Here is a 14,869-nt window from a genome sequence, read left to right on the forward strand (position 1 = left end):
CTGAATGTCGATTGATACGATGACATGACTGTGTTTATTGTCACCAGCGGTTAAGCCGGTATTGGAAGGTTCCTGTCACTATTTTGAAAGGCGCACTCCTGGACAAGGTGAAGAGAATAATCAGTAATATGCGTATTGACGAAATGCGCCCGTACAAATGATTCAGACTGTTATGAGCAAGCTTGTTAAACCTGCAAAGGGCGGATCGTGTTCATGAAAATCGGACATTTTCTACAGATCGCAATATTCACTGTTTGCTGCAGCCTCGCCTATAATGCGTCTGCGCAGAGCAAGACTGAATCTGAGAAAAACCTTACTGCTTTCCCCGCAGCGCCAGCTGGTTCTGAACGGTATGTTATTCATCTTCCCCCGCTCGACGAGGAACAGCATGCCAAAGTTGAAATCATCGCCGGTCGCATTGCGATGGTGGACTGTAACATTAGCTGGTTTGCGGGTAATTTAAACACAAGCACCATCGATGGATGGGGTTTCGACTATTACACCCTCGCGGCAAGCGATCACATGATAAGCACGCGTATGGCGTGTCCGCAGAATAGCAGCCACAAAGCCTTTGTGCCGGTCAGAGGTAACAATTTCATGCTCCGCTATAACAGTCGGCTTCCGATTGTTATTTACGCGAACGATGGTTTTGAAATTCGTTATAGAATCTGGAAGCCGCTCAACGATACGCTCAGTGCCCAAAGAGGATAGCTGGAGTATTTTCTCCAGACCGTGATGAACAGATCAAGTCACCGCCGTTAACTGCGAATATCATAGTGTGATATTTCCCCTCGATCTTACAATTTGGACAAGTTGGTGTACAAGACGAGGCGTTTTCTGCGAACAGCAGTGTCAAATCGGTTAGGACAAAATCCGCATTATCAAGATCTGGACGGCAATGGCCTTAGCCGGTTTTGATGCATTCCCAACAAGCATACGAAGCGGTTTTGCATGGGAAACGCGTAAAGATCGATAGATGGAGCGGTTCCTATGATTTACGGCGTAGACTCATAAACTGATGCACCAGATGCGGACAGCGATGAGTTTGACAGCAGCCAGGAAATTGGCCGGGTTTTTGTCGTAACGTGTTGCAATGCCGCGATAGTGCTTGAGGCGGTTAAAGAAGCGCTCGACCAAGTTTCTCTGGCGATATACCCATGGCGAGAACGCAAATACGTCCTTACGGTTTGATTTGGGAGGAATATTGGCCCAGATTTTCCGTTCCGCTGCGGTCTTCCGGATCGTATCGGTATCGTATGCTTTGTCCGCAAGCAGCGTGCCGCCTTCTTTGATGCATTCTAAGAGCCCCTCAGCCTGTGAACAATCAGCGGCCTGTCCACCTGTCAGGCAAAGATTGATCGGACGGCCTTCTGCATCAACAATCGCGTGGATTTTGCTTGTGAGGCCGCCACGGGAACGTCCCATGCAACCATCGTCGGCATCCCCTTTTTTCCTGTGGCTCCGTGCTGGTGAACGCGGACACAGGTACTGTCGATCATCACAATATCACCGTCATAGGCTTGAGAGACGGCCTCCAGCAGTCGATCCCAGACACCAGCACGTCGCCAACGAACGAACCGGTTGTAGCAAGTCGTTGCAACACCATAGCGCTCAGGGATTTCAGACCATGACGATCCTGTGCGGAAGCGCCATAGAATGCCATTGAGTACCATGCGATCATCGACGCGGGGTACACCACGCGGTTTGCATGGCAACAGCGGCGCAATAATCGACCATTCGCGTTCTGTCAGTTCATAGCGGCGACGTGACATCAAAGACCTCCAAATCCGAGACATTTGAATCACTAATCCATTCAAATAGCTAGACTATTTATGAGTGCACGACCTAGTTTTCGCTGGAACCTCATAAGGCTTGTCAGTGCGCTTATACCAAGGCTCTTGTGACTTCCCGGGAAAATGATTGTACGCGGCGTAGTCTTTACAGTTTGTTTGGTCTTATTGCAGGGAAGGGCGTTCCTCTCGTTCCAGCTTTTGTTCTGGGGGGAAGCCAAATATTTCAGCGAACCAGCTGGTCGCTGGATGTTGTGCACTGAAAGTAAGCAAAACAATAGTTATGGGAACACCGATGAAGGCTCCGAATACCCCCCAAAGAGCGCCCCATGCAAAGACCGAAAAAAGTACGGCCACCGGCGATAATGAAAGGGTGCTTCCAGCGAGACGCGGTTCCAGAATACTACCGATGACAGATTGTATAACGTTCAAGCCCACGAAAATTGCAAGTACAGATTGCCAAACAGCAAGTTGGGTGAATGCAAAGGCGGTAATAAAAAGCGTCGCTGCAAGCGGCCCAACAAACGGAATAAAATTCAGAATAAATGCCACAAATCCCCACGTAGTGGAAAACGGTAGTCCGATGAAACGGGTGAACACCCAAACGAATAGTCCGGTGACCAAGCTCATCGCAGCTCTCAGCAGCATATAGTGTCGAATTTTCGCTGCGGCCACACGACAGCCCCGAACGAATGTGTCTGCGGATGTTTGATTTTTCAGTCGTTTAATCCGAGAGTTAAACTCGTCAGTTTCGGCCAGCCCCAACAGGACATAAACCAGTGCCACAAGCCAAAAGCTAAACGTATTATTCAGGCGGCTACCTATTGATTGAAGATTACGCAAGGCCCAGCTCACACTAAAATTGTCTGACCATAGAACTGAGACTGCGATGCCATGTGCATCAAGCCATATCCGAAGTTGTTCATAAAGGAGCTGGTATCGTGCAGCATCAATCAATATACGGCGTCCAATCTGTCCGACAGTCCACGCGATCAGCCATCCAAATCCGAGCAGCAGAAGGACCACCAAAAGAAATGTAATCACCAATGCCAGATAACGTGACAATACTGATGAAAGGATGCGTTGAAGCGGCCAAACGAGAATTATAATGAATAAGGCAAAGATAACTGGAGCGATCACGGCGCTACCATAAGAAAGCAATGCAATCAAGCTGCAGCCAGCTATCAGAATTAGGGCTGCGTTACTACCTTTTGGCATAAAGTCCCCCACTGTCCCCTATGGGTAAAAGTCAAGTCACGTCCCCAGGCTATTCTTGTGAATTTTGCCATCTTTCATGACGATTGCCAGCGTCTGTTCCGGTCTTTCAAGGACATGAATGTCGTCGAGCGGACTTTCGTTGAGAACCAGAAGGTCGGCAAAGGCACCAGGCTCAATGAGCCCCAATTTCCCAGGATAAGGATTACGCAGGTTGGAAAGCGCCAGCAGTTCGGCGTTGACCGACGTCGCAGCACGCAACGTTTCCGCATTCGAGTACCACTGGCTCAGATGTGTCAGCATGAAATTCTGGCGCGAGGTCAATGCGGGTGAGAACAGGAGATCTGATCCCCAGGCCGTCTTGATGCCATATTTACGGGCAAAGGCGTAGATCTGCGGTGTACCAGAAAAAAGCTGCTGGATGCGTTCCAGAGCCGGTCCCGATTGAGGTGCAGCATCATCCATTGTCAAGAAAGGTTGGGCACTCAGCCAGACTTCCTTTTCCGCAAACATGCGCGCCGTTTCCTCATCCATCAGATGCCCATGCTCGATACAGGCAGCTCCCGCCCTGATGGCTCGCTGAACAGTACCCGGTGCATAGGCATGAACCGTGACATAGGTGTTCCAGTCTTTGGCGACGTCGACAGCCGCACGGATTTCGTCTTCGCTGAATGTGGACATATCAAGCGGACTGCGTGGCGACGAAACGCCACCGCCACCAACAATCTTGATTTGTGATGCGCCCTGCAATAATTGTTCACGTACTCGCAGCTTCAGGTCGCCCTTATCATCGACGATCGCCGCAGCTCCCATCAGTTCGCCGGTGCTGAGTCTGGCGCCGTCGCGCGGAATTTCTGTTGGCAGCCGAAGGTCGCCGTGACCGCCTGTCGTCGTAATCATTGCACCTGCAGGATAGATGCGTGGGCCGGATATTATTCCCGTGTCGATTGCTCGTTTAAATGAAAAAGTCGGTCCACCGAGATCACGAACGGTCGTAAAACCGCGTAGCAACGTGCGTTCCGCCTCTGCTGTCGATGTTGCGAAAATCAGACCCAGATCACCTTCCAGAAGAACCGGTAGCGGTACTGCAGCATAAACGCTATGCCAGTGAGCATCTATCAAACCAGGCATGAGCACGCGATCGCCACAGTCGATAACTGTCGCACCATCAGGTGGTGAACTGTTCGTAATGTCGATCGCGGTAATAAGGTTATTTTCGATCAGAACCTGCGCGCCGTTTGTTAGCTTGTCAGTTTTTCCGTCAAAAACCCGTACGCGTGTCAGAAGAGTTTTTGTGGATGGTGATTGTGCAAGAGATTTGTCCGCCAACATCGTTGCTGCCGCTGTCGCTGCTGCACCCGCAAGGAAATGTCTTCGCGATAACCGATCCAGACGCTGGGAAACCTGCTGCAATATCGGATTGGAACAACCACAGCCGTTTCCGTGAATGAAATGCTGATACTTTCCACCTAGTCGAAACATGTTCCCTCCTCAATAAACACAACTTTGAACAGGCATATTTATTTCAAAACTTTGGACTAGCGCACCTCAACAACCCGTTTCTCGCGTCGTTCCCAATTTTTCATTAGGGAATTATGAAAGTCCTCGAACTTGTGCTGAACACGGTTCTTCGTGTGTGACTTCAATCGGGTTCTGACATCACAACGTCTGAACTATGATGAATTCAATGATACCAGGGCCTTTTGATCGGCCACAGAGTAAAACGACGTCCGTGACTTAGCCCATGCTTCAGAAAAGACGAAATTTTTCTGAAGTCTTTACTTACCTCAAGCATCATTCCTGTTATGCAATGTACACTCACCGATCTGGCCATCTGACCGGGCTTGCCCTCTCAATCGCTTTTGATCGCGGAATAAGAAAGCCACATCTGAAAAGATATACCGTAATCACGGCTAGCGTTTGAGAATAGTTTTCGAGACATCCTGCGCACCGTCCTGTCCTGGATATCTGCAAAGTAAACCCGAAGGTCAGCGGCACTATCACGTTTGCGCCTGTTAACCTTTTGCCCCGTATCAAAGCCCCTTATTACGTCACTGTCAATCGGCCCCAATATTGGTTTTTCTCTATTCGGTACGGGTGCATTGAGCAATTTTCTGTTTGATGGGATTAACCGGCGGTCATCCCAAGAAGTTCTGCATGTTCCTGGCGGCCGCATTGCTTATAATGTGGCGCTTCACTGTGAAGCCGTTCGGTGTTTCCGCGCCTGGTGAAAGGGAAGTCAATCTCAAGCGAAAGAAATTGGCGACGGCCGAAGACGGAAGCAGACATTACCCTATAGACCTATTCCACGCGTCATTTCCTTCAAATGAAAGATCGCCAGAATAGTGGAAGGTACTGTCCATTCCGTGGTTGACCAAGTTGCAGAGCGCTGAGCAAGAATCTCGGATGACATAGCAGGTTGCCTGACGAACGATTCTTCTGAAGGGTAGCATTAAGCATTGCACAAAGCGGCCGACACTATAGACCCAAATTGAAAACCGTTTTAATACGGGCCGATACTGAAAGTCTTCCGGTAGCAGCCTAAATTTTTGGATCCATCATGTCGTTGATAGGCTTTATTCGTCGCAAGTTGTTCGCGGTTACGCCCGAATTTAAGCGGTTTGTTCGCCCGTTTCCAAAATTTGAAGAGATACAGAAGTCTTCTGGGCCCTCGGGAATCGTGGTTGGGTTTTACACGCGTGGCTCATTCTATGAAGATGAAGCGAAAAGGATGGAGAAAACGGCCCGCCGTTTGGGCCTCGTGATTGAAACAACTGCTGTTGAAAGTGCTGGATCGTGGGTTAGAAATGCTGCTTTGAAGCCTACTTTTTTACTGGAAGCACGTGAAAGACTGCGGGGACCTTTGTTGTATGTGGATGTCGATGCAGTTTTTCATCGCGATCCCTGGCCACCACTCTCCGATATGAAGTCGGACATAGGCGTTTTTTACTCCAGCGACGGAAAGCTCATATCTGCAACTATCTACCTTGCTGACACGCCTGAGGTTTTGAGTTTGCTTCGTGAATGGAAAGAAGCCTGTGATAAGGACCCGGACGTCTGGGATCAGGTGACGTTGCAGAATATCTTGGAAAAAAAGATGCTGGATACCCTTACAATATCGCGGCTGCCCGTGTCCTTTTGCTGGGTCTTTGATCGCTTCAAGAACGAATTCACTGACGAAGTTTATATTGAACAGCTTCAAGCCAGCCGTCAGGCAACCTCAAGAAGAAGATTTTTTAGGGGTACAAGTAAAAGACTCATCCGTCGCAATGCGCGGATAGCAGAGATAGAACAGATACTACGGGAAGATTCGGAGACCTAAACAAAATAGGCAGGATTTATTCTTTTGCCTGCTTTGTAATGTGAGAAAGTTGCGAATAACGCATATGGCTTTTGATCGCTATTTAGGCATAACTTTCAGTTTGACCATAAGGCGCAATCACTCATCAAATGTCGAGAGCCGAGTTTCAGATTGTGCGCCTTCCAATAGCGTAACATTGGTCAGTTGTGTAACTTCTCCCAATAATTATCCCCTCAGAATTGCATCTGCGCATCGTCAAATTGTTGCACAGCGTGCACCGATGCGATCGATGATTATTCTGTAAACGTTCTTAAGTGCTCCTTTTTGAAAAAAAGGCTGGAATTTTAACTCGACACTATTATTAGCGCATCAGAGAGCCGTGGGTAGAAATAAAATATATCCGCAGATGCCTGCGGATATATTTTCAAGGCTGCAGTATAACTGATCCGCTTGTCTTTCGAGCCTCCATATCAGCGTGCGCTTGCTGCACGTCCCCGAGCGGATAAATCGTCGGTTTGGCGACTTTGAGCACGCCGGTTTCGAGAGCCGAGAACAGTCGTTGTGCGGCGAGTTCGTATTCCGCCCGATCTGACGTATAGTGGGCTATGGAAGGGCGCGTGACAAAGAGTGATCCTTTGGCTCCAAGCGTCCCGACCTGTAAAGGGTCTACCGGTCCCGAACTTTCTCCAAAACTAACCAGAGTGCCACGCGGCTGAAGGCAGTCGAGCGATTTCGCAAAAGTATCACTACCCACTGAGTCGAATACTACGCGGACGCCCTTACCACTTGTGATGTCGCTCACCTTCTGCCGGAAGTCCTCGCGGCTGTAAATGATGACGTCATCGCAACCCTGCGTGTGCGCAATTTCAGCTTTCGTATCGGTGCTGACAGTCCCGATCACACTGACACCGAGGGATTTCAACCATTGAGTTGCCAGCGATCCGACGCCACCTGCGGCGGCATGAAAGAGGACTGTATCGCCTTGCTTGAGAGACACGCAGCGGTGGGTCAGATATTCGGCGGTCAAACCTTTGAACACCGTCGCGGCGACTGTTTCACTGTCCAAACCTTCTGGCACGCGCAAGCACCTGGCGGCGGCAATATTACGGAATGCCGAGTATCCGCCCGGCGCACCGCCGACATAGGCCACCCGGTCGCCGATAACAAAACCGGCTACGTCCGGCCCGCACCCGACTATTTCTCCTACCCCCTCAACGCCGAGGCCACTCGGAAGCGGCAGTTTTGCCGCAAATACACCTTTGCGATGATAGATGTCTATGTAGTTGACCCCGATAGCGAGATGCTTAATCTGAAGCTCTCCTGAGCCGGGCGATGGCAATTCCATTTTCTGAAAAGATAGCACCTCTGGCCCTCCATATTCAGAAAATCGGACGGTATCAACGAATTGAGGCATGACAAAATATCCTTGTTGTTCGGTGAAGTTTTCGCCATTCTGCCGGTATTGTCGACTTCTGTTTCCGCACAATGATCTTGCAAAAATGGAAAGCTGATGGACTGGAACGACCTGAAATTTTTCCTGGCAGTTGCCCACGGCAAGTCGCTGACGGCTGCTGCAAGCTATCTGAAGGTTAGTGCCTCAACGGTCTCCAGGCGTATCGAGACACTTGAACGAGCATTGCAGGTAAAGCTGTTCCAATCTCGTCGGGATGGTTATGAACTGACCGAAGCAGGCCTGAGCCTTCTGCCGAGCGCTGAACGTGCCGCAGCGCAAATGCGTTTTTTTGAACGCACAGCAAGCGAAAGCGATGATGATCTGGCCGGATCGGTGCGTATCGACGCGCCCGAGTTACTCGGACAAGACGTATTGTTGGCGACGATGACACAGTTCATGGAAATGTATCCGGGAATCCGGGTCGAGCTGCGTAGTTCCGTTGTGCCCGTACAACTGACCTCGGAGGAAGCGGACATAATTCTCAGGCTGGTTCGCCCTGATCACGGCAGCTACCGAATAAGGAAAGTTGCCGAAATCCGCTTCGGGCTTTACGCCTCGCCAGCTTATGTCGAACGTCACGGTGCTCCCAACCATCCCGAAGACCTATATCGACATAGAATTGTCGGCTGGCCGATGGATTTGCGCTATCTAACCATGGCCACATGGCTTGAAAGCGTATGTCCCGGAGTCCAGCCCTCACTTCAGCTCACGTCTTTCAGTGCACAACTCTCTGCAACGCGGAGTGGGGCAGGGTGGGCTATCCTGCCTGACTTCGTCGCAATCCCATCAGGACTTTTGCCAGCGCCCGTTGAGTTGTCTCGCTTCGCGTCGGATCTTTGGCTGCTCACCCACGAACATTCGCACGTGCTGCCGCGCGTGAAACTGGTTCGTGATTATTTAGTACAAACTTTGCAAGACACTTTCGCAAAGCGCTGAGAGCAACCAATCACGACGCTGCCAGAGGAGTAGATTGCCAGGAAATCATTTGTGGGCCGGTAGTGTCGTGTTTCCAGGCACAGCAATATCTTATATGGACCGCGGCGGGGATGCCCGTTCTTTCCAGGCTCATTCTCAATCGCCCTGCAATAATTGCTGTATTGTTTTCATACAGAATGGCGTGGTCTACTGAATTTTCGATCGCGTGATAGATTAATGCTCGACTGGCGATCTTGTTTATTAATTCATCCTTGCGATCAATGTTCCCGGTTGTATGTATATAGAGGCATTCATCGGCCATTAAGCGATTTAGGACATCCGTGTCTCCAGCAATGAATGCATCATGGCGGAGGCGATCTGCTTGCAGAAATGTTTCGACATTCATAGCGCGTATCCTTTAGAGGAGTTTCAGTTTTCTAATGGCTCGCAAACGCTGCGATCATAGAGGCTTTGAATGTAGGAAAAGTCCTTCATGCCAGCAGTTGGGTCGCTTTTTATGCACATGGTGAACAGGTTTCGGACAAGTGAACCCATCGGAGCGCCGAACTTTAAGGATTGGATGCTCGCCATAGCCAGATCCAAATCTTTCAGCATCAGATTCATCTGAAAGCCGGCCTGATAAACATTGCTTGACGGCACTTTGTTGTCGACACCGGGCCAAGGATTCCATTTACTCAGGATATTGCTCCCACCAGTGCTTGTTTGCATAACCTGACTCAACACAAGTGGGTCGAGGCCATTATTGACGCCAAGCGCGATAGCCTCCGCCGTTCCAGCCATAATGATCGCAGCAAGCATGTTGTTACATTGCTTTGCTGCCTGACCGGTGCCGTGGTCTCCCATATGGACATAAGTTTTGCCCATGGCTTCCAACATGGGCCGAACCCGATCGAATGCTGGCTTCTCTCCCCCGATCATGAATGTCAGTGTTCCCTCTTTGGCGCCTAATTGTCCGCCGGAAACAGGGGCATCCAAATAATCACCACCTGCAGAACTCACTGCTTTTGCTATTTCTCTCGTCAATTGCACCGAAACGGTTGAGCAATCGACAAACAACATTCCCGGCTTTACACGCTCCAGTACAGAGTTATTGTTGAAGAAAAGATCCGATAATGTCTGATCATTCGGTAACATGGTGAAAACAATATCCGCTTGAGTGACAGCAGCGGATGCGGAAGAGGCAATGCGCCCGCCATGCTGTTCAAACAAGTTGGCGGTTGTATCGTTCACATCAAATCCTATGACGTCAAAGTCGGCGCGGAGCAGATTTTGCGCCATGGCCCATCCCATATTTCCCAGTCCAAGAAATGCAATCTTCATTAATCCTCCTCCTCCCAAGTTGGGTTCGTCTAAGCTCATTTTTTTTACCCGACATAGGGTTTAACCATCCGCTACAACACGTTGGTTTTGCATCGTTTTATGGATCTGGCGGTCGCTCTTTCCTGAAATTGACCTGTAATGTTTAGGTCCTTCTCAGCAACCTTTCTTCTCATCATGAATCTGAAAATGAGAATTGCCTCTGGCAGCACAGAGCGATGCTGCATATCGGGACGCTACCATTGCAGCCTATGAACGGAAACACCCTCCCATGTTCAGCGATTGTGCTTTTTTGGTCTATTCAATTGCGTTGAAGTATTGCGCATCCTGCTTGCCGGTGAATGTGAATAGCATCTCAGAACGCGGGCCAATGGCGGAGGCCATAGGGGACTGAGAGTTTTGATAATCGGGAGGAGCCGAATAATGGACACGAGCTACAAACTATTGATCGATGGCAAACTGATTGACGGTGATAGCTTCCTTGAAGTGATAGATCCGGCAGACGGGAAAGTTTTTGCGCATGTGCCGCGCGCATCGGTTGAGCAACTGGAAGCGGCTGTAGCCGCAGCAAAGCGCGCTTTTCGCGGCTGGTCTACTACACCTCTGGAAAAGCGCCGCGCAAAGATTGTTGAGCTCGCTGACCTGATCGATGTCGAGAGGGAAAAGCTCGTTCGAACGTTGACAAAGGAACAGGGAAAGCCGTTAGCGGAAGCCGAATGGGAAGTTGATAACACTGCTCAGTTCATGAGGGAACTGGCAACAATCGACTTACCCGTCGAAGTTATCCAGAATGACGAACAGATGCACATTGAGCTGCATCATAAACCGCTTGGCGTCGTTGCAGGCATAACACCATGGAATTTTCCTTTCCTGCTAAATTTAAACAAGCTGACCTTTTCTACTCTGATGGGAAACACTTTTGTATTGAAGCCAGCCCCAACCACACCAATCACCGCTTTGCTCATCGGGGAGTTAGCGCAGAAGGTGTTCCCGGCCGGTGTTGTCAACGTTATTGTGGATGAAAATGACCTTGGTTCTCTTCTGACCAGCCATCCAGACGTCGCGAAGGTTTCTTTCACAGGCTCTACAGAGACCGGCAAGAAGGTATATAAAACCGTGTCGGAGACAATAAAGCGTCTAACGCTTGAGCTGGGTGGCAACGATGCTGGCATTGTACTGGATGATGTAGACATCCAGCCAACAGCATCAAAGATTTTTGACGCTGCATTCACCAATGCCGGCCAGGTTTGCATTGCCTTAAAAAGGGTCTACGCACATTCTTCAATCTATGATGAGTTGTGTGATGAACTGGCGAAACTCGCAAAGGATGCCACCATAGGCAGCGGTTTTGAACAAGGGATAAAAATTGGACCTGTTCAAAACAAAGCGCAGTTCGAAAAGGCTCAGAATTTCTTGAAGATAGCGGAAACAGACGGCACCATTGTTGCGGGCGGTAAGTGTGGGGTAGGCGACGGTTATTTCATCGAACCCACCATTGTTCGCGATATCAAAGACGGAAGTATACTTGTCGATGAAGAACAATTCGCACCTATTCTACCTGTAATTCGTTACGAGAATTTGGCTGATGCGATCGAAAGTGCGAACTCGACGACCTATGGTTTGGGTGGGTCTGTCTGGTCCAGCGATCTCGTGAAGGCGCGCGAAGTTGCGCAACAGCTTCAAGCTGGAACAGTTTGGATCAATCAGCATCTCCATATCGCGCCACACGTGCCGTTCGGAGGTGCGAAAGAATCAGGATTGGGAGCAGACTATGGTGCATTGGGCTTGGCTGAATACAGTCAAAGAGTAGTCATTAGCGTTGCCAAATAACCAATGGACAATGGGCCGTTGAAAACTCATGATCAGTTTTTGCGTCGTTAATGCGCAATGTAGTCAGCTAACGGCCAGGCAGAAAAATGATATATGCTTGGCCGTTTAAGATGAGGTTCTCGCGTGGAATGGGATGACCTGCGGTATTTTCTCGAATTGGCACGTGTGAAGACGCTGACTGAGGCTGCACGGCGGCTGGAAGTAAAACACACGACAGTCTCCAGACGTGTGCAGAGACTTGAAATTGCGACGGGAGCTCCACTTTTTACGCGTAGCAAAAATGGCTACTCTTTGACTTTGCAGGGAGAAGCCCTGCTTTCAATTGCTCAATCGATCGAGGACCAGTTTTCGTGTATCGACACCAGCTCTGAGAAAACTGATGAAAATGTAACCGGCGTTGTAAGAGTCGGCTGCGTTGAGGGATATGCGGTTGGTTCTATCTCGTCACAGATTCCCGCTTTCCTGTCAGGTCACCCGGGGTTATCGATTGATCTGATTGTTCAGCCTCGCCCCATTCACCTTTCGCGAAATGAGGCTGATATCGTAATCACGCTGGACCGTCCCGAACGTGGTCCATATACTATCACAAAATTATGTGACTATATTTTAAAGCTTTATGCTGCTCCCGAATATCTCCAACAGAATGAACCGATATACAATTTATCGGACCTAAAGAAACACCGGTTTATTGGATATCTCGGGGAAACTGGTCCTGCGAAGGACTTGCCGTCGATCACAGATTTGGTTCCTGGAGCGAATGTGAGTTTGCGAAGCACCAGCATTTTTTCGCAGCTCGCAGCAGTCAGCTGCGGGGGAGGAATAGGATTGTTACCTGGCTATCTCGCAGCGGATTATGGCCTTCAACCCATTCTAAGTGAAACGGTTAGCTTCCAGCGAACTTATTGGATGTTGATGCCTTTAGAACTTAGACGCATAACAAGAATGCGTGTAGTGTGGGATTTTCTGAAATCAGTTTCAAAGAATGAAACGAGTAAAGTATAACTATAGGTGACATATATTTTGGCGATGGGCTGCAGGAAATAGCAAAATTTGCAGGCGCGGCTGTTCGTGTTCCGCGCCTGCATTGCTTTGTGCAATCAATTCTCCAGATTGCTGACAACCTCAAGAATGACTTTCGCAACTTCATTTGGATGAGACAAATGAGGGGCATGTCCAGCCTTCAAGCTCACCACTTTTGCGGAGATTTTTTTCGCCATCTCTTTTTGCAATTCCGGCTGCAACATCCGGTCATCTTCACTGATGATGTATGTAGAGGGTCTTGTTGTCCAAGCGGCAAACTTAACTTTATCTTCGAAGTTTGTTCCGCGCACCGGACCTTGAAGTGCAGTCATCACCTTGGTTTCTTCCGCCGGAAGATCTTGCGCCAGATGATTGGCTACGCCTTCGGCAGTCAATGTCAAATATCCTTCCTTGTCGGCATTGATATGGGCAAAACCAGACGGGGTCGGATAGTTCTTGGACATGTCGACAACTGACTGCCCCTGCGATGGTGCAAACGCTGCCACATATACCAGAGCTTTGACCCGTTCGTGTTCCCCCGCTTCGGTTATAACAGCTCCGCCCCAGGAATGGCCGACGAGAACGACTGGACCAGTCTGTGCATCCAATGCGCGACGGGTAGTCGCCACATCATCGGCAAGCGATGTCAACGGGTTCTGAACTGCAACCACATTCAAGCCTTCCTGTTGCAGCAGGGGGATTACTTTTCGCCATGTGGATCCATCTGCAAACGCTCCATGAACGAGCACAATCGTCGGCTTTTCAGCTTCTGTCTGTGTGATCTGGGATGCGTTAGCTGAAACTACACTGCTGCTAAGTGCTGCGGCCATTACTACTTTCCTTGTAAAGGAGGACATGTTCCGTGTTCCTTCGTCTGAACTTTTAAAGTGATATTCGTTTGAGATGGCGCTACATATACATTTGAAATAATATGATATAAATTGGCTTATTATTTTAAGACTAACAATGTGGTGTTTCTAATGGATCGATTGCAATCGCTGGCTATTCTCGTGAAAACCGTTGAGTTTGGTTCGATTTCTGCAGCCGCCAACGAACTCGATATCTCTTCTCAGTTGGCTGGAAAGCACATAAGGCACTTAGAACAGACTTTAGGAATAAAGCTGCTGAACCGCACCACACGAAAACAGAGCTTAAGCGATAGCGGCCGCATATTTTATGAACACGCGAAGACGATCCTTGCTGAGTTCGAAGCAGCAGAAATGATGATCGCCGAGACCAGATCAACAGCTCGCGGGCGGCTTCGCATCAGTGCACCTGTTACATTTGGCAGCCGGGCACTGGCGCCTGAGTTACCGGAATATCTGGCAGATCACCCCGAAGTGTCCGTGGATCTTAGCCTTAGCAATCGTCCGGTGGACCTTATAGAAGATGGCTTTGATGTGGTTTTCAGGACCGGCGAGTTACCCGATAGCTCACTTGCGGCACGTCGGCTTGCCCCACTTCGTCTCGTGTTGTGTGCGGCTCCTGAATATCTCAAATCGGCAAGTCCAATATCAACACCCGAAGACTTAAAGGAGCACGAATGCCTCGTATTTTCGCATACGTCGCTTCGCGCAAACTGGAATTTCAATGGCCCTAACGGGAAAATCGAGATTCCAATCAAAGGTCGATTTGCTACCGATAGCGGGGAAGCACTGCGCGCTGCCGCGATATCTGGCATGGGCGTGTTACTTCAACCGCTCGAACTGGTTTCTGACGAGTTGGTATCGGGTCGATTGCGTCGCATCCTGCAGGATTATGAACCGCCTGCGCGTCAGCTTCACGCACTTTATGCTGCCGACAGGCGAATGACACCGAAGTTAAGAACCTTCCTGGATTTTTCAGTTGGAAAGTTTGGAAAGCCGAAAGTGTCGCAATAAATGCTCTGCAACGGAAAGCCTCTCCACACCCAAGTATCGAGACGTTTATCCTTAGAACCTGAACATAATGATCGCAGCGATACCTGGCCGTGTGACAGTTTGATTCCGCCTTCTTGAAGACTAATGG

General features: G+C 49.5%; 13 protein-coding genes. 6 read left to right on the plus strand and 7 right to left on the minus strand.

All coding sequences use genetic code 11. From position 1 onward, the window contains the following. Positions 1–213 precede the first annotated feature (213 nt). On the plus strand, positions 214–711 hold the full coding sequence (eco, locus tag ACSME1_RS22690; protein ID WP_105706977.1) for a serine protease inhibitor ecotin: 498 nt from the start codon (positions 214–216) through the stop codon (positions 709–711). 297 nt (positions 712–1,008) lie between these two features. Here eco and ACSME1_RS22695 read toward each other — a convergent pair. The 3 genes from ACSME1_RS22695 to ACSME1_RS22705 all read right to left on the minus strand — a co-directional run bounded on the left by ACSME1_RS22695 (position 1,009) and on the right by ACSME1_RS22705 (position 4,487). After that, a protein-coding gene (locus ACSME1_RS22695) for an IS5 family transposase (RefSeq protein WP_435655539.1) occupies positions 1,009–1,772 on the minus strand; the annotation gives its coding sequence in 2 pieces (ribosomal slippage) (positions 1,009–1,451 and positions 1,451–1,772; 765 coding nt in all). Positions 1,773–1,955: 183 nt separating this feature from the next. Further along, complete coding sequence (locus tag ACSME1_RS22700; protein WP_105535021.1) at positions 1,956–3,008, minus strand: AI-2E family transporter; 1,053 nt, start codon at positions 3,006–3,008, stop codon at positions 1,956–1,958. A 36-nt stretch (positions 3,009–3,044) separates the two neighbouring features. Then, positions 3,045–4,487, minus strand: a complete 1,443-nt coding sequence (locus ACSME1_RS22705; protein WP_105706979.1) for a metal-dependent hydrolase family protein — start codon at positions 4,485–4,487, stop codon at positions 3,045–3,047. A gap of 1,078 nt (positions 4,488–5,565) precedes the next feature. Between ACSME1_RS22705 and ACSME1_RS22710 the strand changes: the two genes are divergently transcribed. Next, entirely contained in the window at positions 5,566–6,327 is a 762-nt protein-coding gene (locus ACSME1_RS22710; protein WP_247880253.1) for a putative nucleotide-diphospho-sugar transferase, read from the plus strand. 403 nt (positions 6,328–6,730) lie between these two features. Here ACSME1_RS22710 and ACSME1_RS22715 read toward each other — a convergent pair whose 3' ends face one another. Continuing rightward, the gene (locus ACSME1_RS22715; RefSeq protein WP_105706981.1) at positions 6,731–7,720 is read right to left on the minus strand and encodes a quinone oxidoreductase family protein; all 990 of its coding nucleotides are present in this window, start codon (positions 7,718–7,720) and stop codon (positions 6,731–6,733) included. 96 nt (positions 7,721–7,816) lie between these two features. Between ACSME1_RS22715 and ACSME1_RS22720 the strand changes: the two genes are divergently transcribed. Then, positions 7,817–8,695 carry a LysR family transcriptional regulator gene (locus ACSME1_RS22720; protein WP_105706983.1) on the plus strand — a complete coding sequence of 293 codons (879 nt, stop codon included), beginning with the start codon at positions 7,817–7,819 and terminating at the stop codon, positions 8,693–8,695. Positions 8,696–8,705: 10 nt separating this feature from the next. On the opposite strand, the gene ACSME1_RS22725 is transcribed toward ACSME1_RS22720, so the two are convergent. Continuing rightward, on the minus strand, positions 8,706–9,080 hold the full coding sequence (locus ACSME1_RS22725; protein ID WP_105706985.1) for a nuclear transport factor 2 family protein: 375 nt from the start codon (positions 9,078–9,080) through the stop codon (positions 8,706–8,708). Between the two features lie 23 nt (positions 9,081–9,103). Further along, entirely contained in the window at positions 9,104–10,015 is a 912-nt protein-coding gene (gene mmsB, locus ACSME1_RS22730) for a 3-hydroxyisobutyrate dehydrogenase (RefSeq protein WP_162693553.1), read from the minus strand. Between the two features lie 420 nt (positions 10,016–10,435). On the opposite strand from mmsB, the gene ACSME1_RS22735 reads away from it, so the two are divergent. Both ACSME1_RS22735 and ACSME1_RS22740 read left to right on the plus strand, forming a co-directional pair. Next, the gene (locus tag ACSME1_RS22735) at positions 10,436–11,842 is read left to right on the plus strand and encodes an aldehyde dehydrogenase family protein (protein WP_105706989.1); all 1,407 of its coding nucleotides are present in this window, start codon (positions 10,436–10,438) and stop codon (positions 11,840–11,842) included. 123 nt (positions 11,843–11,965) lie between these two features. Beyond that, positions 11,966–12,844: a LysR family transcriptional regulator gene (locus ACSME1_RS22740; RefSeq protein ID WP_105706990.1), complete on the plus strand. Its 879-nt coding sequence runs from the start codon at positions 11,966–11,968 to the stop codon at positions 12,842–12,844. A 95-nt stretch (positions 12,845–12,939) separates the two neighbouring features. Here ACSME1_RS22740 and ACSME1_RS22745 read toward each other — a convergent pair whose 3' ends face one another. Beyond that, complete coding sequence (locus tag ACSME1_RS22745) at positions 12,940–13,692, minus strand: alpha/beta fold hydrolase (protein WP_210202171.1); 753 nt, start codon at positions 13,690–13,692, stop codon at positions 12,940–12,942. Between the two features lie 111 nt (positions 13,693–13,803). Here ACSME1_RS22745 and ACSME1_RS22750 point away from each other — a divergent pair, with 111 nt between their 5' ends. After that, complete coding sequence (locus tag ACSME1_RS22750) at positions 13,804–14,742, plus strand: LysR substrate-binding domain-containing protein (RefSeq protein ID WP_435655540.1); 939 nt, start codon at positions 13,804–13,806, stop codon at positions 14,740–14,742. The last annotated feature ends 127 nt before the right edge of the window (positions 14,743–14,869 follow it).

Source organism: Brucella pituitosa (assembly GCF_965577835.1).
In the GTDB taxonomy this organism is placed as follows: Bacteria; Pseudomonadota; Alphaproteobacteria; order Rhizobiales; family Rhizobiaceae; genus Brucella; species Brucella pituitosa.